We start from the raw sequence: 23,625 nt of genomic DNA, 5'->3' as shown, positions 1-23,625 counted from the left end.
GACCGGTCGGCACCGGGCAGGCGCGCCGTCGGCGGAGCGAGAAGCGATGGGCGGGCCCCGGGACGTGAGAGGGCCTGCTACCGGCCGGTCCCGAGAAGGCGCGCCGCCGATGGAGCGGACGCGTATCGGAGCCGGTCGGCGCGGGCGGGGGTTTCGGCCCGCCGGGAGGGGCGGGTGCGGGTTGTTGCGGGGACCCGTGCCGGATAGGGGCGGACCGTTGCGGAATACGAACTCGGATTGCACGAAACCGCCCCCGGAGCCGCCCCGTGGGCGGTAGAACGGTGGTCGTTGCGCGCGGTGACGCGGTCATCGCGGAAGGTGCGATGGAGCGGGGGCGGGAATGGTGTACGCGGGCACGGACGGCGGTCGGCCGGTCCGGCCGCGGGTCGCCCCCGGGGGTGCGCACCCCTCGGCGGCGGGGACCGGCGGCGGCACCGGGGGTGTCGGTGAGTGTGCGGCCCGGGGGGTCGTGGCCGAGCCCGGGTACGGCGGATTCGAGGAGTCGCTGCCGATGTCGGGCTGGGGCATGGGCGGCCGCGTCGCGTTCGCGCTGCCGGACGGGACGGGGCCGGCGCGGGCCGCCGCGCGGACCGTTCCCCTGCGCGACCTGCTGGACCTGGCCCGGTGGGTCTCCCCGTGCAGGCCGCTGACCCGTGCCGGGACACTCGGCGCCGACGACGTGCGCGCCGCGGTGGAGGAGCTGGGTCTGTGGCCCGCGGTCACGGAGGCGGCCGCGGCCGATCGCGCCGACCGGTTGCGGAGGCTGGGCGGCGCCGGGGACCTGCCGGAGTTCGCCGCCCTGTGGCGTGCGGCGGTGGAGCTGGGGGTCATCGAGGTGGACGCCCGGGAGGCGCGCCCCGCCCCCGGGTTCGCGGACGGGCGGACCGATGGGCTCCTGCCCGTGTGGGAGGCCCTGTTCCTGTCGGCCGTGGAGGGCGACGAGGTCCCCGGGCGGGAGGTCGGCGGGGGCGAGGCCCTGCCGGCCGTCCTGCACGTGCTGCGGGAGGTGCCCGAGGCCACCGCGGTGCCGCTGACGCGGCTGGTCGACCTGGCGTGGCACCTGCGCCGCGGCCGCCGCCCGGCGGAGCCGGAGCGTCGGGCCCGCGCGGTGGCGGCCGAGACGGTGTACGCCGGTGTGGTGCGGTTGGCCCGGGTCGGTGCGGTCCGGCTGGTCGGGTCCTCCCCCGCCGGGCTCCTGGTCCCGCACCGGCTCGGCCGCGGGCGCTCGCCCCTGCCGCTCTGGCCGGGTGCCCAGGAGGCGGCGTCGACAGAGCCGGTCGACGGCGCGGTGGTGCTCACCGCGCTGGGGCGGCACGGGATGCGGTCGCTGGGGCCCGGGGACGGACCGCGTGGGGAACCGGCCTCCGGGGGCGCGGTGCCCGCCCCGCGCGCCGGAACCGACCGGGGCGACGGGGTCGGCGTGTTCGGCGCAGGTGCCGGGGGCCGGGATGCCGGAGCCGCGGGGCGGGGCTCCGGTTCCGAGACCGCCGGTCTCCTCGACAGGCTGAGCACCCTGCCCCCGTCCCGGCACGACGCCGAGATCGGGCCGTGGCTGGCCGGGCGGACGGCCGCCGAGGCGGTCCGGGAGATCGCGGCCGCGGCCGCCGAGCCCGGGCCGCGGGGGGCGCTGCGCCGCACGATCGGGGTGTCGGTGCTGGTCGCGGTGGGCGATGGAGCCGCGCCGGAGCTGCGCGCCCTGCTCGGATCCGCGAGCGCCGAGGTGGCCGGCCTGGCGGCCGGGGCGCTGATGGCCCTGCCCGGGACCCCGCCCGGGGAGCATCTGGACCTGCTCGCCGAGTACGGCCCCTGGTGGACGATCGACACGGTGTCCGGGCTGCTGGCCCTGGGCGAGGAGCACGTCGGGGAACTGCTCGGCCCCGGGTCCGGTGAGGGGACGGACGTCCTCGGCGAGATCCTCCTGTCCGGGCAGGAACGGGTGTGGCGGGTGGATCACCCCGGGGCCCTGACGGCCCTGGAGGCGCTGGGCCGCCTGCATCCGGACGCCCGGGTGGCGAAGGCCGCGCGCCGGGCGGCGGACAGGGCCCGGGCCCGTCGGGGCTGAGGGGTGGGAGCGCGCGGTCCGGGCCGTCCCCCCGTGCCCGGCCGGGGCGTTCGTCGCCTCCCGGGGCGTCCGCCGCCGGGGGTGGCCGACCGCCGCCGGGCCGCCGCCCAGAGGGGCGGCACCCGGCGCCGGGACCCGCCGGAGAGGCCGACGGGAACCGCGGGACCGCGGTCAGCCGCAGCAACAGCAGCAGTCGCAGTTGCAGTCCGGGCAGTCGCAGCCGTCGCACCAGGCGTCGCGCCGCTTGCCCGACCACGGCCCCGGGTGGGGGTCGCGGCAGCAGAGCTGGCAGGTGCAGCACATGAACAGCGCCACCGCGCAACCGGCGATGGGGCCCCGGCGCTTGGGCGGGTGGTGCAGCCGCGGCGTTCCGCAGGTGCACGACTCACAGCAGCCGCCGCCGTCCTTGTCGCGGCCGCCGCGGTCCCCTCCGCCGGACGAGTAGGAGTCGTAGCCGTCGCCGGAGGTGCCGCTGTCGTCGCGGCGTCGCTTGCGGTTCTGGTCCTGGTGGCCGTGGGGGTGGTGGCCCCGGGGGTGGTAGGGGCCGCCGGCCGGGTACTGCCCGGGGTACGGCTGCTGCCCGGGGTGGGGGTGTTGTCCCGGATGCGGATGCCGTCCGGGGTGCGGGTGGCCGTGGCCGGGGTGGTGGCCGGCCTGGGAGAAGACGCGGTCGACGGCGCGGCCGAGTTCGCGTTCCAGGAGGGCGCGGACCAGGCGGTCGTCGGTGAAGGCGGTCTCCGCCAGGGCCAGGCGGACGCCCAGCGCAGCATCGTCGCACAGTTCGCGGGCCCGGTCCAGGCCGGTGCCGGTGGCGGCGAGCGGGTTCCACGCTCCGCGGGTCCGGTCCTCCTCCAGGTCCTCGACGGCGTCGAGGAGGTGGGCGATGCGGCCGAAGAGGCGGCCCGCCTCGCGCAGCGGCTCGGCGTTGGCCGGGCGGCCCGCCAGGGCGGCGGTGTGCGCGAACGCCTCGCCGGTGGCCTCCTCGGTCGGGGCGGTGACGGTGAGGACGTCGGTGCCGGGCCCGGCGGAGAGCTCGAGTTCGCGCTGGCGGTCGATGACCGCGAGGAGGGCGGAGCCGTCGAGGCCGAGCCCGTCGCCGGAGGCGGTGGCGCCGCGCCGCCAGCGTTCGGCCATCCGGCCCGCGAGGGCGCGGACGCCGCGGCGGGCGTAGACGCCGTCGCCGTCCTCGATGTGGTCGGTGATCTTGGCCGAGGCCAGCATCAGGGACACCGCTGCGGCCAGGTGGGCGCCCGCGCCGTCGGCGGCCTGCGCCCCGCGCATGCCGCGCAGCGGGCAGCGTCCGGCCCGGCGGGTCCCGGCCTGTTCCGGGGCCTGGGCGGCGGTGAGCACGGAGATGACCAGGCCGTCGTAGTTGGTGGCGATCCGGGAGACCTGGCCGTGGTCGTCGCGTAGGGCCAGGCACAGCCCGCACATGTGGGCCATCCACTCGTCGGCCAGTCCGTCGGGCAGGGTGTGGCGACAGGGGCGCAGGATTCCGAACACGGGCGCCATCTCACTTCCGGATCGTCGCGATGGGACGACGGTTCGATGCCGTGGACGGGCTCCGGGTTCCGGCGGAACGCGAACGGGGGCGGCGGTGCCGCCCCCGGCGCCCGCCTGGGGCTCCCCGGTCAGGGGGCGCGCCGTGCCCCGGTCCGTCCCGGTGCCGCCGGAGGGACGGACGGCCGGGGGCCGGACGGGCGGGTGGGTGGGCGGCCGGGCGGGTCAGCGCAGGGAGGCGGAGCCGCAGCACTTCTTGTACTTGCGGCCGGAGCCGCACCAGCAGGGGTGGTTGCGCTCGGGCGGCCAGGGCGCGACGTGCGGGGAGTCCGGCGCCGGGACCGCCGAGACCCAGGCGCGGAGGGTGCCCGGGTCGGCCGGGTCGAGGCCGTGTTCGGCGGCGAAGTCCGCGATCTCGGCCGGGGTGACCGGGATCGTGCCCAGTCGCACGTCCGGGAATCCGCGGGCCTGGGCGCGCAGGGTGAGTTCGACGGCGTGGTGGTGGGCGGCCGGGTCGCCGGAGTCGGAATCGGGGTCGGCGGGCAGCAGGCCGCGTTCGCGCGCCTCGCCCAGGGCGGGGTGGGGGAAGAAGGCGTGGTTCTCGCGCACGGTCTCCGGGACCGGGCGGGGGTCGGCGGTGTCCTGGGGGAAGGAGCCGGAGAAGGCCTCGGGGAGGGGGAGGTCGGGGGCGGCGGTGTCGCCCGCCATACGGCGGAGTTCGGCTGCCGCGTCGGGCAGGTGGCGGTCGGCCTCGCGGGCGGCCAGGTCGTGGCCGTCGGGGGTGAGGCCGAGGCGTTCGCGGACCGCGGCCCGGCCCAGAAGGGGCATCAGGCCGATGCGGTTGAGGTCGGCGACGGTCTCGGCCGGGCCGGTCAGGATGCTGCGACAGGCGATGTTGTAGCAGTTCAGGGCGCGTTCGAGGGCGCCGTCGGCGGCGAACTCCTCGGCGAGGAGGAGGGCGAGGACCCGGTCGAGGCGGCCGGAGTCGAGGAGGCCGGCGATGAGCCGGTCGGCCGTGTCCGCGTCGCCCCGGCGGCGCAGGAGGGCGGCGAGCGCGTGGGTCGCGTACTGGCGGTGCGCCTCCTGCGGGGCGTGGGAGCGAAGGGCGTCGAGGAGGGCGCGGGCACCGCCGGGGTCGGTGTCGCCCAGGTCCACCGCGGCGTCGAGGAGGAGGTGCGCGTCCGGGGCGGCGGCGAGCGCGGCGCGCCGGTGTTCGGGCAGGGGAAGGGCGTGGACCGCGTCCAGCAGCGGCTGCGGGAGGGCGGGGACCGGCGGTGTTCCTGTCATCCCTCCAGGTTAGGAGCGGGTGTCCCCCGGCCGCGCCGCACGCGGGCGGGGCCGGGGAAAGCAGCGGAAGGTCACAGCCCGTTCAGGGGTCGGCCGCACGCGGGGACCGCACTGCGGGGGCAGGCCCGGGTGGGAGCGGTGCCGGGCGGAGCGTCGTGCGCCCGTCCGCGCGACGGCCCACCGCATGACCGGTGGGTCGACGGCGAGCGGCGGGGGCGGCCGCCCCCGCCGGTGCCGGTCGGTGCGGGGGGTGGGCGGCGCGGCCTCCCGGACGGATCAGAGCGGCCACCAGGGGGCGTCGGCCAGTCGCCCGAGGAGGTCGAGGGCGCCGACGCCGAAGCGGGCCCCGGCTTCCAGGCCGGTGACGAGGAAGGCGAACAGGAGCAGCGCCACCAGTGCGCGGACGGGCCACCGGCGCTGCGGGGAACCGGTGGCGAGGGGTTCGTCGTCGTCCTCCCGATCGATCCAGGAACGGTCCAGTCGGGCGACCTCGCGGCGGGAGTCCTGGAGTTCGGCGTGGTAGTGGTCGCGTTCGTCGCGCACGCGCTGGAGCTCGGAGCGTTCGGCGCGGACCGCGGCGCGGGCGTCGACGAGGTCGATGCGGGCCTCCTCCGGGCCGTACTTGGTGAGCCAGCGCTCCAGGCGGTCCAGGGGGAGGTCGACGTACTGGGTGGGCCAGTTGTCCTCCGGAGCGACGTGCTCGGAGGGTTCGGGGGCGGTCTCGGCGGCGTAGTCGGGGGTGCCGGGGGGCTCGGGGTGGGGAGCGGCGGCGGCATCGGGCTCGGAAGCGTCGGGGAAGAGGGGCGGCGCCTCGTCCGGGGTGCGCTCCGCGGCGGGCGGGAACTCCTCGGGGTCGGGGGGTTGCGGGGTCGACCGCGTGGGTCGGCCCCCGAAGGCGCCCTCGGCGAGCGCGCGGACCCGGCCGTCCGGGCGGGGCGTGTCCGGTTCCGCGGCCCGGGGGGTGCCGCCGGCGGGGGTGTCGCGGCGGGTGGTCCGCTTGCGGAAGAGGCCGGTGCGGATGGGCGAGGGGGAACGCCGGGCGGAGGCGGGGGGTTCGGTGTCCCTTGGAGGCTCGGGGTCCCGCGGGGGTTCCGGATCGACGGCGGGGGCGATGCGCGGCCTGCGGGGTTCGGGGGCGTCGAAGATGCGCGGCGGGCGCCCCTCCCCCGACCGGTGGTCGTCCGGGGAGGAGGGCTCGGGTCCGGGGCCGGTGGCCGTCTCGGTGTGCGTCGGCGCGATGCGGGGGCGGTGCGGACCGGGGGCACCGTCGTCGGCCCCGCTGCCGGGGGTCGGAGGGGCGGACGGCCACAGGGCCTCATCCGGGTCCGCCCCGCCGGAGGAGGCGGGGGCGAGGCCGGGCCAGAGGGGTTCCTCGGGGCCGGGGTCGGGATCGGAATCGGGTGGCTCCACGGCGGCCCGGCCGCTGGGAACCGAGGGCTCGGGGGGTGCCTGGGGGCCGGTCTCGTCAGTACCGGGCGGCTCGACCTCGGGCAGGGCCGAGGCGGCCTCGGCGGCGGCCTCCCTGGACGCCCAGGCCCGGGCGGGGAGGTCTCTGGCCGGGGACGCCTTACGGAACGGGGAGGACAGGGGCGCGGAACCGCCGCCGGTGTCACCGGGGAGGGATTCGGCCTCGGGGAGGTCGTCGTCGGCCGCGGCGGTGTCCGTGGGGTCCGCGAAGCGGGAGGTTCCCGTCGGCCCTTCGGTGCTCGTGATGCGGGTGGGGTCGGTGGGGCCGTCGAGGTCAGCCGACGGGAGGGGCGTGCTTCCGGTGTCCGTGCGACCCATAGGGTCGGTGGGACCATCGAGGTCGGCCGACGGGAGGAGCGCACTGCCGCTGTCCGTGCGACCCATGGGGTCGGTGGGGCCGTCGAGGTCGGCCGACGGGAGGAGCGCACTGCCGCTGTCCGTGCGACCCGTGGGATTGGTGGGACCCTTGGGGACATCGGGGGAATCCGCAGGCACGGCCTCAGCAGCCTCCCCGGCCCCCGGAAGGCGAGCGCTGCCCGCAGCCCCCGAATCGGCAGGGACCCCGGGCAGAGGCTCGGCCTCGGGCAGATCGTCGTCCCTCCCCGCCGAATCGGCAGGCACGCGTGGCAGGGGCTCGGCCACCGGCGGCTCATCACCTGCGTCCTCGCCAGCCGCGGCGCGTTCGGGATCGGCTGAATCGCCCGGACCTGCGGCTTCCCGGGGAAGGGGCTCGGCTTCCAGTGGGTCGTCGGCGGGTTCTCCAGAGCCGGTGGGGCGCGCGGGGCCGCCGGGGGCGACCGGCCCCTCCGTGTGCTCGGCACCGGCGGGGAGGCCGGTGTTCCGGTCACCGGAAGCAGCGGACGCGTCGGCGGGGCCGGTGGGGGCCTCGGCACCTATAGGGCCCGGGTGCTCGGTGGCCACGGCGTCGGTGTCCTCGCCCCCGAAGGCTCCCTCGGTGACGAAGCGGCGGAGGCGGGCGGCGCCCTCCGGGCGGGCCGCGGGCGCCTTCGCCGCGGGCACCGTCGGCACAGGCGTGTCCACCGGGGGCTCCGGCAGGTGGTCCGGCGCATCCGGAGCGGCCTCGGCGCCCGGCTCCGCGCCGTCGGCGGCGACCGCCGCGGCGAGCGGCCGGTCGTCACCGTCCCCACTCCCGCCTCCGGCGCGGGGCGCCGACGGGCGGGGGTCCAGCCAGTCGGCGAGGAGGTCGCGGCGCTCCCCGAACGTCGGCGCGTCCGGAACGCCCCGCTCCGCGAGGTGCTCCGCGAGCGCGTCCCCGCCCTCCTCGCGCAGCACGCCCACCAGGCGCTCGGCCACCGTCCGGAACCCGGTCCCGGGCATCCGCAGCAGCGGCCCCGCCGCCCCCGTCGGCGGCCCGAAGACGATGTGCTGGCGGCTCTCCTCCAGCACCGGGTCGTACGTGGACAGCGACCACTCCCAGCCCGGCGCCGGGCTCGTCCCGCGCGGGCTCAGCACCTCGTACAGGCTCCGGTGCAGCCCCCACAGGAAGCGCAGCTGCACCGCGTTCCACAGGTCCGCCCGTCCCGGGTCCAGGAACACCCGCACCGGCAGGTCGGGCCGCTCCAGCGCCGCCGCGACCCCCAGCGCCAGCAGCTCCTCCCCGCGCGGGGCGGCGAGGTCGGCCGCGCGGCGGTCGCGGGCGCGCACCGCGCCCGGCGCCGCCGACCGCTCCCAGGGCTCGGGGGCGTCCAGCACCGGCATCGCCGCCCACCCCGGGGCGGGCGGACGGGTGCGGTGCGGGCGGGTGTTGGGGTTCTCGTGCAGGCTCAGGACGCGCGGAAAGGTGAGCCCCTCGGCCGGGCCGACGATGGCCCAGGCGTGCGCGGACTCCACGTCCCCCGGCCAGCGGTAGACGAGCGCCGCCTGTCCGTCCTCGTAGGCGCGCACCCACAGGGTCTCGGGGTGCTCGGCCGGGTCGGGCATGCACACCCGGTAGTCGACCGTGAGGGCCGGCTGGAGGCGGTTGCGCCAGGCGCGCAGGGTGAGGCGTTCGTCCTCGGTGAGGGAGGAGGAGGCGGGTCCGGGGCCGACGCGTCCCAGCAGGGTGGGATCGGCCCAGGCGAAGTGGATCTGGTGGTACGTGCTCTCCGGCAAGTGCCCCTCCCCGCGGGTCGCCCGGGCGGTGGGATCCGACCGCCGCCTCTAGGGAAGGTATCCGGTCAAACGCCGGTAAAAACCGTGTTCGCGAACATGTGCACGGCCCGTGTCCGCCGTTGCTCAGGCGTCACTCGCGTCCCGGGGGTCTCCGGTCGCCCCCGGGAGGCCGCTCCCACCTGCCCCTATCCGGTCCGGTCCGCCCGGCCCCGGGCCCGGCGCGCGTCGGCCACGGCGCGCGGGGCCCGCGGGTGTCCGCTTCCGGCCGCGTCCCGGCCCGCCCCCGCCCCGGCCCGCCCCCGCGCGCCGGAACGGGCCCGCACCGCGGCCGCGACCGGTCAGTGGGCCGCGTCGAGGGTCTCGCGCTGCTCCGGGGTGAGTTCGAGGTCGGCGGCCTCCACCGCCTCGTCCAGCTGCCCCGTCCCGCTGACCCCGATCACCGGGACCATCCCGCCGCCGATGAGCCAGGACAGCACCACCTGGTTGCGGGTGGCGCCGGTCTGCCGGACGACCTCGTCGAGCGCGGCCAGCCGGTTGCGGGTGCCGGGGTGGTCGTAGGCGGGGCCGAGTTCGGCGGCGCGTTCGGGGCGCGCGTAGGAACCGTGGAGCAGCGGGGTGTACACCGTCAGGACCAGGTCGCGCCCGGCGGCCTTCTCGGCGTTCACGTAGTCCAGCAGTTCGGGGGTGACGTGCGTGAACCCCGGGGACTCCAGCTGCACCTCGTGGCGGGGCTGGAGGTAGCTGTACCGGTACTGGAGCGCGGTCACCCTGTGCCCGTGGGCCCGGGCCGCGGCCCGGGCGCGCTCCAGCCGCCAGGTGCGGTGGTTGCTCATGCCCAGCAGCGCCACCGAGCCCTCGTCGACGGCCCGCGACAGGGCCGCCATCGTCTCCTCCAGCGGCGTGGCCGGGTCCTCCTTGTGCGTGTACAGCAGGTCGAGGCGGTCGGTGCCCAGCCGCCGCAGGCTGCGTTCGACGGCGGTGGCGACGGCCCCGGCGGACAGCCCCTCCCAGGACTCGGGGCCGCCCCCGGGGACGGTGGGCTGGGCGCCGAGCTTGGTGGCGATGAAGACCTCGTCGGTGATGCCGCGTTCGCGCCGCCACCGGCCCAGGAAGGTCTCGCTCTCGTGCCCCTCGAAGCCGTCGACCCAGTACTGGTAGCAGTCGGCGGTGTCGACGAAGGTTCCGCCCGCCTCCATGAACCGGTCCAGCAGGGCCGCCGAAGTGGCGTCGTCGGTCTGGCTGCCGAACTTCATGGCGCCCAGGCACAGGGCGCTGACCTTGCGGCCGCCGATCTCGGTGTAACGCATCAGTCGCCGTCCTTGAGGGTGTGCGCGGTCTCGGCGGCGCGGTCGGAGAGGACGCCGAGGTAGTAGTCGATCTTGTGCTCGATGGCGCCCTGGCGGTCGATGAGTTCGGCGATGCGGGCGTCGAGCCGGTTCTTGTGCTCCTGGAGCACGTCCAGGCGCTCGGGGATGGTGTGGTCGCCCGCGCGGACGAGTTCGGCGAAGTCGCGCAGGCGGGCGATGGGCATGTCGGTGTCGCGCAGGCAGCGGATGAGGTGGAGGAGCTCCACGTCGTCGGTGCGGTAGCGGCGGTGGCCGCTGGGCGCCCGGTCCACCCGGCGCAGCAGCCCGGCCTTCTCGTAGTAGCGCAGCGTGTCGAGGGTGAGATCGAAGCGCTCGGCGATCTCCCCGGGGGTGTAGAAGTCCTTCACGGGTCCAGCATGGGACCTGGAGTGCGCTCCAGGTCAAGGGCCGCCGCCGAACGGGGTCCCAAGCGGCGCGCTCCCGCGGGCGTCAGGCCCGGTCGCTGCTGCCCTGGACGGCGCCGACCACCGCCGCGGTGAGGTGGTCGATGATCTCCTCCTCGCCGACCTCGGGGTGCTCCAGCCACCACTCCCCCGCCGCCTGCACCATCCCGACGACGGCGTGCGCGGTGATCTGGGCGCGCAGCCGCCCGGTGATGCGGCCCTCGCCGACCAGGAGCTCGGCCAGCTCCTCGCCCATGCGGCGCACCATCATGCCCAGGTCGCTGCGGGTGCGCTGGTCCTCGGAAGTGGCCCGGTCCATGAGGAAGCGGTAGAGGTTGAGGTTCTGGGAGATCATCGACAGGTAGGCGCCGACGGTGGCCCGGGCGCGCACGTCGAACTCGGTGTGCCGGTGCAGCTCGTCGCGGATCCGCTCGATGAGGGGGTCGACGTGGCGGGAGGCGAGCGCCCGGTACAGGCCGCTCTTGTCGCCGAAGTGCCGGTAGAGGATGGGCTTGCTGATCCCGGCCTCGGCGGCGATGGCGATCATGGAGGCGTCGGGGCCGTCGCGCTGGATGACCCGGTCGGCGGCGTCGAGGATGGCGCGGCGGCGTTCGGGGTCGCGCCCGCGTCCGCTCCCCCGCCCGCCGCGGGCGCGGGGCGCGGGAAGGGTCTCCGACACGGGCGCCGTGCCGGGGGCGTCGTCGCTGTCGGTCATCGGGGTCCGCCGCACGTCTTGGTAGGCCACAACGTTCGAGCTTAGAGGTTGCCGAGGGGTCCGGTGCCCGCGCCGGGGGCGGTCCCGCGGGGTCCGCGGGGGATCGCGGGGTCCTCCCCGGCGCGGCGGGCCCGGGTTCAGCCGCGCAGGGCGATCCAGGTGGCCCACGCCTGGCCGAGGAGCAGCCCGTCGGCGTCGTACAGGGCGCTGCCGGTGCGGATCTTGCGGCCGTCGACGGAGTCCAGGTGTCCGGCGACCACGTGCGTCCGGCCGATCCGGGGGGCGCTCAGGACCTGGACGGTGATGCGGCCCAGGACGGCGGGGCGGCCGGCGACGTCGCTGGACCAGCCGCCGGGGCAGTCCAGGGCGGCCCACACGTCGGGCAGGCCGACGGCGCCGGTGCCGTCGTCCAGGGAGGGGTGCGGGGTCCAGGTGCAGGCGACGGTGTTGCCGGTCCCGTCGGGGCCGTGTCCCGCGCGGACCTGTCCGGCGAACAGGCGCAGGCCCTCGCCCTCGGCGCGCTCGGTTCCGCAGCTGTAGCAGCGGGGGAAGGGGTGCCGGTCCAGGCCCGCGTAGCGGCCCTCGGCCTCCCGGGCGACGGCCGGGTCGACGGGTCCGCCGGGGACCGCGGGGGTGTCGGGGACGGTGACGGTCTCGGCCTCGGCGACGAGCCGGGCCTTGGCGTCGGCGGCCTCGGGGTCGACGAGCCGCACGGGCGCTCCGTCCTCCTCCTCGACGGCCAGCGGTCGGCCCAGGGGCGGCGGGACCCGCAGGGTGACCTGCACGGCCGGGCCGCCGACGGCGGTCAGGCGGGCGGCCAGCAGCCCGGCGCTGTAGCCGCCGTTGCCGGAGCCGTCGGGGCCGTTGTGCGTGGTGGGGATGGTGATGGTGGGGGCGTCGTTGCCCGTGGTCGCGTGCATGGCCCCAGAGTAGAGGTGGGACGTTTCCCGCCGCCAGGACGCCGGGGCCCGTTCGTACGGCACCGGCCGCCCGGTCGGCTTCCCGGACTGTTCGCCAGCGGGACGCCCCGGTCGCCGCTCTCACGGCAGCGGACGCGCCCGGGCGGCGGGCATCACGGGAGCCCGGCGAACGGGCCCCGCACACCCCGGAAGACGGGAGAAGGCGTCGGCGGACGCCGCCCCCGCGGGGTCAGTCGTCCTCGGGGAGGGCGGCGGCCAGGCGGGCCGGCGGCCACTCCTCCAGGCTCCGGAAGTCGGTGTCGAGCAGCCCGATCCGCGGGTCCACCCGGTGCAGCAGGGCCGAGGACGGGTGGCGGCGGTGCACCCAGTCGACGTCCCGGTCGGTGATCATGTCGTCGACCCAGGCGAAGGGCCGCCCGTCGGCGTACTCGACCAGGGTCGCGGTCTTGAAGCAGAGCCCGTCGGTGGCTTCGGACCAGTGCGGCAGCTCGACCACCGGCAGCTCGGGCAGGCCGATGACGGGGCCGATCATCGTGTTGGCGTCGTACTCCCAGGTGGTGGCCCAGACCAGGGTGTAGGGCAGGGCGAGCAGGTGCTCGCCGTGGTCGGGCCGCAGCCACACGCGCAGGGGCTTGGGGGCGTCCTCCCAGCCCCGGGGGCGCAGGCGGTGGGTGGTGTAGCCGTCGGGGCGGCGTTCGTCCGGTGCCCGGAACGGGTTGAGGGGGCCGTCGACGTCCAGGAACAGCAGGGGAAGATGGGACACGGGTCTCCTGAGGGGGTGTGGATGGCGCGCCGCCGCCCATCTTAGGGACGGGCCGCCCGGGCGCCCAGGGGATTGTCGCGCCGCCGACCGGCGCGCACGGCCGCCGCGCGCAGCAGCCGGACGTACGGGCTCCACCGGGCGGGGGCGCGGACGGTGCCGGTGAGGGCGCGCTCGGCGCGGTCCAGGCAGTCCTCCAGCAGGGCGTCGTGCAGGGGCCCGAACACCAGCGGCCAGGTGAGCAGAGCCGGGCCGTGCGCCCGGATGACCAGCAGGTGGCGCAGCACGGTGCCGTCCTCCCCGGGTTCGACGGTGAACTCGTGGAACCCGTCGAACCCGCGCGGGGCCGTGAAGCGGAACCGCACGTGCCGCCCCGGGGTGCGGGCGGCGACGGTGTAGCGGACGGGGCCGTGCCCGCCCGCCGCCCCGACCTCCAGGGGGCGGTCCAGCACCAGGGCGGGCCAGCGGTCGGCGGGCCAGAGGGGGTCGGCGGGCGAGGCCAGGCCGTCGAGCAGGGCGCCGACCCGGTCGGGGGACGCCGCGAGGTGGCGCAGGTGCAGGTTGCGGACACGCATGGGAGTGCATTCCTTGTTTTAGAGAGGCGTCTCTAAAACCAAGTGGAGCATACAGTCGCCCCTATGGGAAGACCCGCGCGCTTCGATTCCGACGTCCTGGTGGCGGCCGCCACCGCCCTGGCCGCCCGGGGCGGGCCGGGGGCGGTGACGATGGCGGCCGTGGCCCGGGAGGCGGGAGCGCCCAGCGGTTCGGTCTACCACCGGTTCCCGGGGCGGCCCGCGCTGCTGGCGGCCGTCCGGCTGGCCGCCCTGGCCGACTTCCAGGAGGGCTGCTTCGCCGCCCTGGCCGCGCGGGACCCGCTGGCGGCGGCCGTGGGCGCGGCCCGGCACGTGCCGGCCTGGAGCCGGGCCGCCCCGGACCGGGCGCGCGTCCTGCTGTACTCGGACGCCGACTTCGAGGCGGAGCGGTGGCCGCCCGCCGAGCGGGAGCGGCGGGACCGGGGGAACGCCCGGTTGGGAACGGCGTTCGCGGAGGTCGCCGAACGGCTGCGCGCGCCCGGGGAACCGGTCGGCGCGGCCCTGGAGCGGGTGCGGACGGCGGTGGTGGACCTGCCCCTGGCCCTGGTGCGCCGGCACCTGGCCGAGGGCGGGGAGGTCCCGGCCGAAGCGGAGGAGGCGGCCGCGGACGCGGCGCACCGGCTGCTCGCGCCCCGGCCCTGAACGCCCCGGCCCGGGCGGCCCCGACAGGGCGGTCCCGTCACCCCCTCGGGCGCGGCGGCCGTGCGGTCCGGGACGCCGTGGACGCTGCGAACGCCGCCGACATCACGAACGCCTTGGACGCCGCGGATACCGCGGACACCGCCGGCATCACGAACACCGCGGCGGCCCCGGTCAGGAGTGGTAGTCCACGGTGACCACGTAGGCGTCGCCGGGCAGCGCGTCCAGCAGCGGCACCACCCGGTCCAGGTGGGCCCGGCGGCGGTCGATCCAGTTCGCGTGGGTGATCGGCGCCCGCACTCCGGCCCGGGAGTCGGGGTCGTACCAGGTTCCGTCCAGGTCCAGGAAGGCGAAGCCGAGGCCGACCCCGTCGCGGGCGTCGGCGACGTACTCCTCCCGGGGGCGGTCGTACACGTCGATGGAGCAGTCCAGATCGCCCGCCAGCCCGGCGTCGATCAGCCCGCGCACCGCGGGCTGGGCGAAGTAGCGGGCGCGAGCCCGCCGCCGCTCCTCTCCCCTCGCCTCCGCGACCAGCTCCCCCAGCCGCACGGGGAACGGGTGCTCCGTCAGGATGCGGTGGGCCCGGTCCCAGTCCCGGGCCGCCCGGGCGGCCTTCCGCTCGCGCTGCTCCCCGAGGGCGAGCAGCCGCACGGGGGCGCCGGTGGCCGGCCAGGGCCCGTGCTCCTCCCGGGGCCCCGCCCGGCCGGGCAGCACCCGGGGGTCGTCGGGGTCGGACACCGGGAGAATGCCCGGATACCTGCCGCCGATCGACCAGTAGTCCCACTGCGCGCGGGGGTTGTCGGTGGTCACGGCGTAGAGGCGGCCGTCGGCCGGGTCCCGGTGCACCGGCGTGTGCAGGAGGGCGCTCAGCAGCGAGAGGCGGTCGTTCGGGTCGAAGGGGTCCGGACGCCGGGCGGGGTGCGCGGTGAAGTACTCCACCGCCCAGCGGTACTCCTCCTCCCAGTCCTCGTACTCGTAGTCGCGGTACGGGGGGACTTCGAGTTCCATGTCGAAGGGGGCGAGCACCGGGCCCAGGGCGGACTCCAGACCTTCCAGGAGGTCCTCCCCCGGCACGGGCCGGTGGTCGAGTGCGACGGTCAGTGCGGCGTGCACGCGGTTCCCTCCTCGCGGAGCCGGGTCGGCGGTCCGCCGCAAGCCTAGGGCGGGTCCGGTGGATGCCTTCGTGCGGCCCGGCGCTTGCGCCGGGTGCCGGGAGCGGTCGTCGGGCGATCTCCCGCAAGCCGCCCGGCGATGTCGGCCCGTGGTCGGCCGTCCGAGCCCAGGCGGCGCGACGAGAGGCGGCCGCTCCCCGGAATGATCCGCCGAACACACACGAGGGACGGGTCCCCAGGCGGTCGGCGGGAGCCCGCCGCTCGCGCCGGGGACGGCGGCGGAGCGCCGGCCGGTGCTCAGTGCCAGCTGCCCCGGACCTCCAGGGCCCCGTCCGCCGCGACCAGGGTGGCGCGGCCGTCGTGGTCGTCGATGGTGCGCGGCCGCAGGGTGCCGCGGAACGCCGGGGTGGACACCCGCACGCGGTCGGGCGCGCGGGCGGTGAGGACCCGCAACCGCCAGGGCTCCCCCGGGTCGGCGGGGTCGGCGGGGGCCGCCAGGTGGACGGTGGCGTCGGGCTCCAGGGCGCCTTCCTCCCACGACCGCCCGGCGTTGTAGGAGACCAGGCGCAGGGCGGCGGCGGAGGGCACGTCGAGGTCCCGACTCGGGGCGGTCCGCGGCTCCGGGGCGCCGTCCCGCCCGCGCAGTTCGCGGGCGAGCCGCCGGGCCGCCTCCAGCTCGTCGACGCCCGAGGAGCGGGACACCGCGTCCAGCGCCCGGTCGAAGTGGGCGGCCGTCTCGGGTCCGCCGCGGCGGACCCAGGCCAGGGCCAGGTCGCGGAAGGCCCGTTCGCGCCGCCCCGGGGTGAAGTGCGCCGCGGCCGCGGCGATGTCCGTGCCCGCCCCGGCCAGGGCCCGGCACAGCGCGGGCACCGGGGTCGTGCTCCGGCCGGAACGGCCGCCGGACGAGCGGATCCTGATCATCGTCCAGACCAGCAGGTGGCAGACGGCCCGGGCGGCGGGCCCGTGGACCTCCCCCGTGAGGGGACGCGCCTCGCGGCCCCGGTCCCGTCTTCGGGCGGGTTCGGGAGAGGGCCGGGGCGGGGGCGACCAGCTCCGGGCGGCCGCCGGCAGCCCCGGACCCCGGGCCTCCCTGCGGACCTCCACCGTGGCGGCGGGCCCGCGCAGCAGGCCGTCGCCGAAGGCGACCGTGACCCCGTAGTGGTCGCAGGACAGGCGGGCGCCGGGAACATCGCGGGTGTCGAAGCGGACCTCGTCCACCTCGGGCAGGTGCACGACCAGGTCGGCCGTCCCCTCGCCCTCCTCCGGCCCGGGGCGGGCGCGCTCCGCCGTGAGGACGACCCTGGCGGTCAGCCGGGTGCCCCGCCGCTCCACCGAGAACGTACTGACCGTGGCGGTGTCCAGGCGGTGGTCGGCGGCCAGCCCTTCGGCGACGCCGCCGGTCACCGGGGCGGCCGCGGGGCCCGGGTCGCCGGAGGTCCGCGCGGGCGGCAGCAGGGCGCCGATGTCGTACCCGGCCTCGGCGGCGCTCGCCGCCATCCAGGCCCGGCGTGCGGGGCCGAGGTCGGCCATCCACCGCAGGGCCCGGCGGGCGCGCCGGTCCCGGGCGCGGCGGGTGCGGCCCAGGGCGGAGACGAAGAAGGCTCGGGTGTTGTCGTCCCAGACATCCGCCGCGGCGCGGACGGTCTCCCGGTCGTGGAACCGGGCATCCGCGGTGGCGTCCTCGATCTGCACCAGGGAGCGGTCCAGGAGCGCACCGAGTACGGCCAGAGCGGACGCGGGGCGCGGGTCGGCGGGGGGTGCGGTGCCGGGCATACCCGGAATCCTGGCACATCCGCGCCCCGGGCACGAAGCGGAGAAGGCCCGCCGCCCCCGGATGCGGCCCCGGCTGGCCCCGCCCCGGAGGGGCGGAGGCGGCGGGCCGGACGGAGCGGGGGCGCCGTGCGCGGGAGGGCGGGCACCACGCGGACGGACGGCGGGGCGGGTGCGGCGACGGGGAAACCCGCCGCACCCGCCCCGGGGCCGTACGGCCCGGCGGGGCCGGGGACCGGGGTCCCCGTCGGAGCGCCCCGCCGGGCGGGCGCCGCCGTCCCGCGGGACGGCGGCGCGGTCCCTATCGCCGCGGCAACGACTCCTGTTCCCGCGGAAACAACTCCGGTGACAACCGTCCCCGAGCAGCCGGGAACAACCGGTGAATGTGGGTGACCCGCCCCCCGCTCACTGCCCGAACACAACCCGTTCGAGACCCAGGGCTCACTTTCGAGTCACAGGTGTTGACCAGCACAAATGTCAGCGCACGGGCAGACCGGTGACCGCGCGGCCGATGATGAGCTTCTGGATCTCGCTGGCGCCCTCGAAGATCGTGAAGATCGTGGCGTCGCGGTGCCAGCGCTCCACGGGGTACTCCCGCGTGTAGCCGTTGCCGCCCAGGATGCGCACCGCGTTCTGGGTCACGAAGGTCGCGGTCTCGCTGGCGTAGAGCTTGCTCATGGAGCCCTGCGCATTGTCGAAGTCCTTGCCGTTGCGGGCCATCCAGGCGGCGCGCCACACCAGCAGGCGGGCGGCGTCGATGCGGGTGGCCATCTCGGCGAGCAGGAAGGCCACGCCCTGGTTCTCGCCGATGGGCCTGCCGAACTGCTCGCGCTGGGTGGCGTACTCCAGGGCGTACTCGTAGGCGGCGCGGGCGCAGCCCACGGCCATGGCGCCGACGGTGGGCCGGGAGGCCTCGAAGGTCTTCATCGCCGCCTGGCCCTTGGAGCGCCGCCCCTCACGGGCGCGGGCGATGCGCTCGTCGAGCTTCTCCTTGCCGCCCAGCAGGCAGGCGCCGGGGATGCGCACGTCGTCCAGGACCACCTCGGCGGTGTGGGAGGCGCGGATGCCGTGCTTGGCGAACTTCTGCCCCTGGCTCAGGCCGGGGGTGTTCGGCGGGACGATGAAGGTGGCCTGCCCGCGCGAGCCCAGTTCGGGGTCGACGGAGGCGACGACCACGTGGATGTCGGCGATGCCGCCGTTGGTGGCCCACGTCTTGGTGCCGTTGAGGACCCATTCGTCCTTGGCCTCGTCGTAGACGGCGCGGGTCCTGATGGCGGAGACGTCGCTGCCCGCGTCGGGCTCGGAGGAGCAGAACGCGGCGAGCTTGATGTCGTCGGCGGTGCCGAACATCTGCGGCGTCCACTCGAAGATCTGCTCCTGGGTGCCGTTGGCGGCGACGGAGACGGCGGCCAGGCCGGTGCCGGTGATGGCCAGCGCGATGCCCGGGTCGCCCCAGTACAGCTCCTCGAAGGCGACCGGGATGCCCAGGCCGCTGGGCTCCAGCCACTGGTTGGCGAAGAAGTCGAGGGAGTAGAGGCCGATCTTGGCGGCCTCCTGGATGATCGGCCAGGGGGTCTCCTCCCGCTCGTCCCATTCGGCGGCGGCGGGGCGGATGACGTCGGCGGCGAACCCGTGGGCCCAGTCCCGGACCTCGCGGATGTCCTCGCTCGGTTCCAGGCTGAAGGCGGGCGCGGTGGCCTCACTCATGCGCTTACATCCTTTGTCGGACCCTCCGGGGGAGGAGGGGGAGGTTCAGCTCGTGTTACCAACGGTAACACCAAGGGTGGCCGGGCACAATCGCCACCCCGGCGCGGACGCGGGCCCCCGACGGGCGCCCGCCCGCACGGCCGGCCGGACACCCGCGAGCGGGCGGGCGCGGGCGCTCCCGGCGGAGCCCGGCCGACCCCCGCCCGAAGGAGGCTCTGGAGAGCGCTTGCCTGTATCGCACCCGGGGTCGACCGATCCACCACCCGCCGCGCCCGTCGGCCCCAGTCCCCCGGTCAAACAGGGAGGCCGCTCGACCCCGAGTGCGCAGGTCATGCGGGCTTCGCCCATCGGATCCCGGAGCCGATTCGAGGGATAGCGCTTTCCGTTACATTCGGCCCGTGAATGGACCCCCGAAACCTCTCGAACGGGCCCCCGGCCCGGACCGCTCCGGCATTTCCGCACCCCCTCCCGAAGGGTCCGCAAACCACCGGAGATACGGGCCGACCCTCCCCGGCCGGGGTGAGCGCCACGGCACCGAGAGCCATGGGGGCTGGTGGAGGGGTCGGATGGGACCCCCGAACGGCCACGGGAGGGCGGCGCCGATCGCGTCCTCTTTGGTACCGGATCCTAAATTCCGCGTCGAATTCCGCGGAATCGCTGGTTACGGGCGCACGACGCACTCGCGTCATCCGGGTTTCCCAGAAAAGGTCGATTGACCCCCTTGACGGGGAAAGCGCTTTCCCTAACTCTCGAATGAGACACACCCCACACTCGTCCCCCAGAAAGGGGAAACGGTGAGACGAACAAGCACGCGTCGGCTGGTATCGACGCTGGCGGCGACGGCCATGGTCGCCGCCGGCCTGGCCCTGCCGATGTCCCTGGCCTCGGCGCAGACCGGCGAGGCCACGGGCTACGCGACTCAGAACGGCGGGACGACCGGAGGTGCGGGCGGGCAGACCGTTCGCGCCACGACCGGCACCCAGATCCACGAGGCCCTGTGCCAGCGGCCCGACACCTCCACTCCGATCGTCATCGAGGTCGAGGGGACCATCAACCACGGCAACACCTCGAAGGTGTCGGGCGACGGCTGCGAGACGGCCGACGGCGTGATCGAGCTCAAGAACATCAGCAACGTCACGATCGTGGGCGTCGGCGGCGGAGCCGTGTTCGACCAGCTGGGCATCCACATCCGGGGGTCCAGCAACATCATCATCCAGAACGTGACCGTCCGGAACGTCAAGAAGTCCGGCTCCCCCACGTCGAACGGCGGCGACGCCATCGGCATGGAGTCGGGCGTGCGCAACGTCTGGGTCGACCACGTCACCCTGGAGGCGTCGGGCGGGGAGTCGGAGGGCTACGACGGCCTCTTCGACATGAAGAACGACACCAAGTACGTCACCCTCTCCTACAGCGTCCTGCGCAACTCCGGCCGCGGCGGCCTGGTGGGGTCCAGCGAGAGCGACCGCTCCAACGGCTTCGTCACGTACCACCACAACGTGTACGAGAACATCGACTCGCGCACGCCCCTGCTGCGCGGCGGCGTCGGGCACATGTACAACAACCACTACGTCGACATCGCGGAGTCCGGGATCAACTCCCGGGCCGGGGCGAGCGCGAAGGTGGAGAACAACTACTTCGAGGACTCCAAGGACGTCCTGGGCACCTTCTACACCAACGAGAGGGGCTCCTGGGAGGTCGGCGGCAACGTCTTCGACAACGTGACCTGGTCCGCCCAGGGCGACGAGAACTACCCCGCCGGACCCGACCCGCGGTCCAACACGTCGGTGAGCATCCCCTACTCCTACGAGCTCGACGACGCCGACTGCGTGCCCGCGATGCTCGGTGAGATCGCCGGCGCGGGCAAGGGCAACCGGGTCTCGGACGGCGAGTGCGCCGGACAGGAGCCGACCGACCCCGAGCCCACGGACCCCGAGCCGACCGACCCGGAACCGACCGACCCGGAGCCCACCGATCCCCCCGACGGGACCAACCTCAGCATCGGCGCCGGCGCCGACGGCTCCAGCAAGGGCTCCGGCACCAGCTTCGGGAACGTCATCGACGGCGACATGGGCACCTACTGGTCGCCGAGCGGCTCGACCGGCCGCATCTCGGTCAAGTGGGGCGCCGACACCACGGTGTCCGCGATCAACATCCGCGAGGCGGCGGGCGCCGAGGGCGCCATCGGCTCGTGGCGGGTCGTCGACCACGACACCGGCAACGTCCTGGCGACCGGCAGCGGGGCGGGCGTCATCACCTTCGCCCCGACGACGCTGAGCAAGATCAACTTCGAGATCACCGGCTCGAACGGCACCCCCCGCGTCGCCGAGTTCGAGACCTACGCCGGAACCCCGTCCGGCGGCGGCGACGGAGGCGGCGACGGTGACGGAGACGGGGATGGTGACGGCGACGGCGGCGGCCAGACCCCCCAGCCCTCGGGCGACGAGCTCTTCGTGGCCCCGGACGGGAGCGCCGGGGCCCCCGGCACCGAGTCCGACCCGACGACGCTCACCTCGGCGATCGACCGGATCGAGCCCGGCGGGACGATCTACATGCGCGGCGGCACCTACGACTTCTCCGAGACGGTGCACATCGAGCCGGGGAACGACGGCCTGTCGGGCGACCGCAACGAGCTGTTCGCCTACCCCGGCGAGACCCCGGTACTGGACTTCTCGGCGCAGAGCGAGGACCCGGCCAACCGCGGGCTCGCCATCGGCGGGGACCGGTGGCACGTCAACGGCCTCATCGTCCAGCGCGCCGGCGACAACGGCATCCTGCTGGGCGGCAGCGACAACGTCATCGAGCGGGTGACCACCCGGTTCAACCGCGACAGCGGACTCCAGCTGGCCCGGTACACCGCCGGGGCTCCCCGGTCGGAGTGGCCCGCGAACAACCTCATCGTCACCTCGGTCTCGCACGACAACGCCGACTCCGACGGCGAGGACGCCGACGGGTTCGCGCCCAAGCTCACCGTCGGGGACGGCAACGTGTTCCGTTACACGGTGGCGTACAACAACATCGACGACGGGTACGACCTGTACGCGAAGTCGGACACCGGGCCCATCGGCGAGGTGACCATCGAGCACTCCCTGGCGCTGGAGAACGGTTCGCTCTCGGACGGCTCCCAGCACTCCAACGGCGACCGCAACGGGTTCAAGCTCGGGGGCTCGGACATCGCCGTGGACCACACCATCACCCACAGCATCGCCTTCGGCAACGGCAAGCACGGGTTCACCTACAACTCGAACCCCGGCAGCCTGACCGTGTCGAACAACCTGGGCGTCGGCAACGAGGAGCGCAACTTCCAGTTCGACGGCGGTTCGTCGGTGTTCCGGGGCAACACCTCGTGCGACGGCGGCTCGAACGACCGCTACGAGGGTGACGCCGACGGCTCGAACCAGTTCTGGAACGGTTCCAACGGTTCCCGCTGCTCCCAGTACTCCGGGTCGCTGGACTGGAGCTTCGCCTCCGACGGCCGGCTCGTGGTGACCATCGGCGGCAACGAGGTCGAGCTGTAGCCGACCCGTTCGGCGCTGACCAGGGCCCGCCCGGTTCTCCGGGCGGGCCCGTCCGCGTCCGCGCCGGGGCCGAGTGGCCCGGCCCCCACGGGTCAGTCCTCGTGGGCGTACTTCTCCAGGAAAGTGTAGACGTCGTGCTCGTCCACGCCCGGGAAGGTGCCCGAGGGCAGCGCCGACAGGACGTGCGAGTGGGCGCGCGCCGACGGCCACACGTTGCCCTCCCAGCGGGCGGCCATCTCCGCGGGCGGGCGCACGCAGCACTCGCCGCCGGGGCAGTTGGACTTGGTGCGGTTGGTGGTCTCCCGGCCCCGGAACCAGCGCGACTCCTTGTAGGGCACGCCCAGGGTGATCGCGAAGTTGCGCTCCCGGCTGGGATCGACGTGCGCCACGCACCAGTGGGTGCCGTTGGGCTTGTCGGTGTACTGGTAGTAGATCGAGTACCGGTCCGGGGAGGCGAACACCTGGCGCCCCGACCACTGGCGGCACATGCGCTGGCCCTCGATCGCGCCGGTCTCGTCGGTGGGGAAGACCAGCCCGTCGTTCTCGTAGGCCTTGTAGATGATGCCGGTCTCGTCGTTGCGGATGAAGTGGCAGACCAGGTCGAGGTGGCGGTACGCGAGGTTGGTGAACCGGTGCGCCGCCATCTCGTAGGACACCGAGTAGACGTCGCGCAGGTCCTCGACGGACAGGTCGCGGGCGTGCTTGGCCTCCTGGAGGTAGGTGACCGAGGTGGACTCGGGGATGAGGACGGCCGCCGCGAAGTAGTTGGCCTCCACCCGCTGGCGCAGGAAGTCGCCGAAGTCCTTGGGCTTCTGATGGCCCAGCACGACGTGGCCCAGGGTCTGCAGCAGGATCGTGCGCGGGCTGTGCATGCCCAGGGTGGTCTCGCGCTTGAGGTAGATGCGCCGGTTGACGTGGTCGGTGAGGGAGCGCACCGAGCGGGGCAGGTCCTGGACGTAGCGGAGGCTGAACCCGTGGTGGGTGGCGATGGCGAGGATCTGGCCCTGGGAGAGGGCGCCCGCGCTGTAGTTGACGGCGTCGAGGGTCTCGGCCGCGGCCTTCTCGATGTGCTCGAAGTAGTTGCCGCGCTCGCGCATCTGGCGGCGCAGGTCCGCGTTGGCCCGGCGGGCCTCCTCGGGGGTGGCGGTGGGCTTGGCGCTGCGGCGCTTGAGCTCGTCGTACAGGCCCACGATGTGTTCGAGCACGTCGTTGGGGACCCGCTTGCCGACCTTGAGGTGGGGGAGGTTGAGGGTCTGGTAGACGGGGTCGCGCTGGGCCTCCTCGACCGCGATCTCCAGCTGCGCGCGCCGGCTGGGGGGCTGCTTGGAGAGGAGTTCCTCGACGGAGACGCCGAGGGCGGAGGCGAGGGACGTGAGGAGGGAGAGCTTGGGCTCGCGTTTTCCGTTCTCCAGCAGGGAGAGCTGTGAAGGCGCCCTGCCCACGCGTTCTCCCAGGTCGGAGAGGGTCAGGCCGCGCGCCCGGCGGAGATGACGGAGCCGCTGGCCGAAGGTGACGAGATCTAGGTCACCTGTCAAAGACGGTATTTCTTCAGCACCAAAGTACGCCATGGGTTCATGGTACGGAAAGAAACGACGATCTTCACCCGATTTCGAGTGGAAAAGGCTTGGATCTTCACCAAGAATCATAGTTACCGGCGGGGAACTTACCGCCCAGGGCTCACCCCCTGGCCCCGGGCAGGGCCTCCCCTCGACCGGT

The 23,625-nt window shown here is 75.3% G+C and carries 16 protein-coding genes; 3 read left to right on the top strand and 13 right to left on the bottom strand.

Annotated features, from left to right (window positions below; translation table 11 throughout):
- Positions 1 to 469: 469 nt before the first annotated feature.
- Positions 470 to 2,062, top strand: coding sequence for a hypothetical protein (locus ACFVNO_RS05655; protein ID WP_378889655.1), 1,593 nt, complete (start codon positions 470 to 472; stop codon positions 2,060 to 2,062).
- A gap of 171 nt (positions 2,063 to 2,233) precedes the next feature.
- Here ACFVNO_RS05655 and ACFVNO_RS05650 read toward each other — a convergent pair whose 3' ends face one another.
- The 9 genes from ACFVNO_RS05650 to ACFVNO_RS05610 form a co-directional block, all read right to left on the bottom strand.
- Positions 2,234 to 3,565 carry a DUF5685 family protein gene (locus ACFVNO_RS05650; protein ID WP_378889652.1) on the bottom strand — a complete coding sequence of 444 codons (1,332 nt, stop codon included), beginning with the start codon at positions 3,563 to 3,565 and terminating at the stop codon, positions 2,234 to 2,236.
- A 222-nt stretch (positions 3,566 to 3,787) separates the two neighbouring features.
- Positions 3,788 to 4,849: an SEC-C metal-binding domain-containing protein gene (locus tag ACFVNO_RS05645; RefSeq protein WP_378889649.1), complete on the bottom strand. Its 1,062-nt coding sequence runs from the start codon at positions 4,847 to 4,849 to the stop codon at positions 3,788 to 3,790.
- 276 nt (positions 4,850 to 5,125) lie between these two features.
- The gene (locus ACFVNO_RS05640) at positions 5,126 to 8,428 is read right to left on the bottom strand and encodes a hypothetical protein (protein ID WP_378889646.1); all 3,303 of its coding nucleotides are present in this window, start codon (positions 8,426 to 8,428) and stop codon (positions 5,126 to 5,128) included.
- Between the two features lie 338 nt (positions 8,429 to 8,766).
- The gene (locus tag ACFVNO_RS05635) at positions 8,767 to 9,735 is read right to left on the bottom strand and encodes an aldo/keto reductase (protein ID WP_378889643.1); all 969 of its coding nucleotides are present in this window, start codon (positions 9,733 to 9,735) and stop codon (positions 8,767 to 8,769) included.
- Positions 9,735 to 10,142, bottom strand: a complete 408-nt coding sequence (locus ACFVNO_RS05630; RefSeq protein ID WP_355255360.1) for a MerR family transcriptional regulator — start codon at positions 10,140 to 10,142, stop codon at positions 9,735 to 9,737. Before ACFVNO_RS05630 ends, ACFVNO_RS05635 begins: the two co-directional genes overlap by 1 nt.
- Positions 10,143 to 10,224: 82 nt before the next feature.
- The gene (locus ACFVNO_RS05625) at positions 10,225 to 10,893 is read right to left on the bottom strand and encodes a TetR/AcrR family transcriptional regulator (protein WP_220565907.1); all 669 of its coding nucleotides are present in this window, start codon (positions 10,891 to 10,893) and stop codon (positions 10,225 to 10,227) included.
- 137 nt (positions 10,894 to 11,030) lie between these two features.
- Positions 11,031 to 11,813, bottom strand: a complete 783-nt coding sequence (locus ACFVNO_RS05620; protein ID WP_378889639.1) for a hypothetical protein — start codon at positions 11,811 to 11,813, stop codon at positions 11,031 to 11,033.
- A 229-nt stretch (positions 11,814 to 12,042) separates the two neighbouring features.
- Complete coding sequence (locus ACFVNO_RS05615; protein WP_355255369.1) at positions 12,043 to 12,576, bottom strand: hypothetical protein; 534 nt, start codon at positions 12,574 to 12,576, stop codon at positions 12,043 to 12,045.
- 41 nt (positions 12,577 to 12,617) lie between these two features.
- Positions 12,618 to 13,148: an SRPBCC family protein gene (locus tag ACFVNO_RS05610; protein ID WP_355255372.1), complete on the bottom strand. Its 531-nt coding sequence runs from the start codon at positions 13,146 to 13,148 to the stop codon at positions 12,618 to 12,620.
- A gap of 63 nt (positions 13,149 to 13,211) precedes the next feature.
- On the opposite strand from ACFVNO_RS05610, the gene ACFVNO_RS05605 reads away from it, so the two are divergent.
- Complete coding sequence (locus tag ACFVNO_RS05605; RefSeq protein WP_355255375.1) at positions 13,212 to 13,808, top strand: TetR family transcriptional regulator; 597 nt, start codon at positions 13,212 to 13,214, stop codon at positions 13,806 to 13,808.
- A 171-nt stretch (positions 13,809 to 13,979) separates the two neighbouring features.
- Here the strand turns inward: ACFVNO_RS05605 and ACFVNO_RS05600 are convergent, their stop codons facing one another.
- From ACFVNO_RS05600 to ACFVNO_RS05590, 3 genes are all read right to left on the bottom strand, one after another.
- A complete protein-coding gene (locus ACFVNO_RS05600; RefSeq protein WP_378889635.1) occupies positions 13,980 to 14,918 on the bottom strand; it encodes a hypothetical protein in 939 nt (312 codons plus the stop codon).
- A 296-nt stretch (positions 14,919 to 15,214) separates the two neighbouring features.
- Positions 15,215 to 16,690, bottom strand: a complete 1,476-nt coding sequence (locus ACFVNO_RS05595) for a hypothetical protein (RefSeq protein WP_355255381.1) — start codon at positions 16,688 to 16,690, stop codon at positions 15,215 to 15,217.
- A 474-nt stretch (positions 16,691 to 17,164) separates the two neighbouring features.
- Complete coding sequence (locus tag ACFVNO_RS05590) at positions 17,165 to 18,394, bottom strand: acyl-CoA dehydrogenase family protein (protein ID WP_220562190.1); 1,230 nt, start codon at positions 18,392 to 18,394, stop codon at positions 17,165 to 17,167.
- A gap of 845 nt (positions 18,395 to 19,239) precedes the next feature.
- Between ACFVNO_RS05590 and ACFVNO_RS05585 the strand changes: the two genes are divergently transcribed.
- A complete protein-coding gene (locus tag ACFVNO_RS05585; protein ID WP_378889988.1) occupies positions 19,240 to 21,909 on the top strand; it encodes a right-handed parallel beta-helix repeat-containing protein in 2,670 nt (889 codons plus the stop codon).
- 92 nt (positions 21,910 to 22,001) lie between these two features.
- Here ACFVNO_RS05585 and ACFVNO_RS05580 read toward each other — a convergent pair whose 3' ends face one another.
- Positions 22,002 to 23,444: a helix-turn-helix domain-containing protein gene (locus ACFVNO_RS05580; protein ID WP_220562191.1), complete on the bottom strand. Its 1,443-nt coding sequence runs from the start codon at positions 23,442 to 23,444 to the stop codon at positions 22,002 to 22,004.
- Positions 23,445 to 23,625 lie beyond the last annotated feature (181 nt).

The sequence above is a fragment of the Nocardiopsis sp. NPDC057823 genome (genome assembly GCF_042797335.1).
Lineage (GTDB): Bacteria > Actinomycetota > Actinomycetes > Streptosporangiales > Streptosporangiaceae > Nocardiopsis > Nocardiopsis changdeensis.
This window is presented reverse-complemented; position numbering and strand designations above follow the sequence as displayed.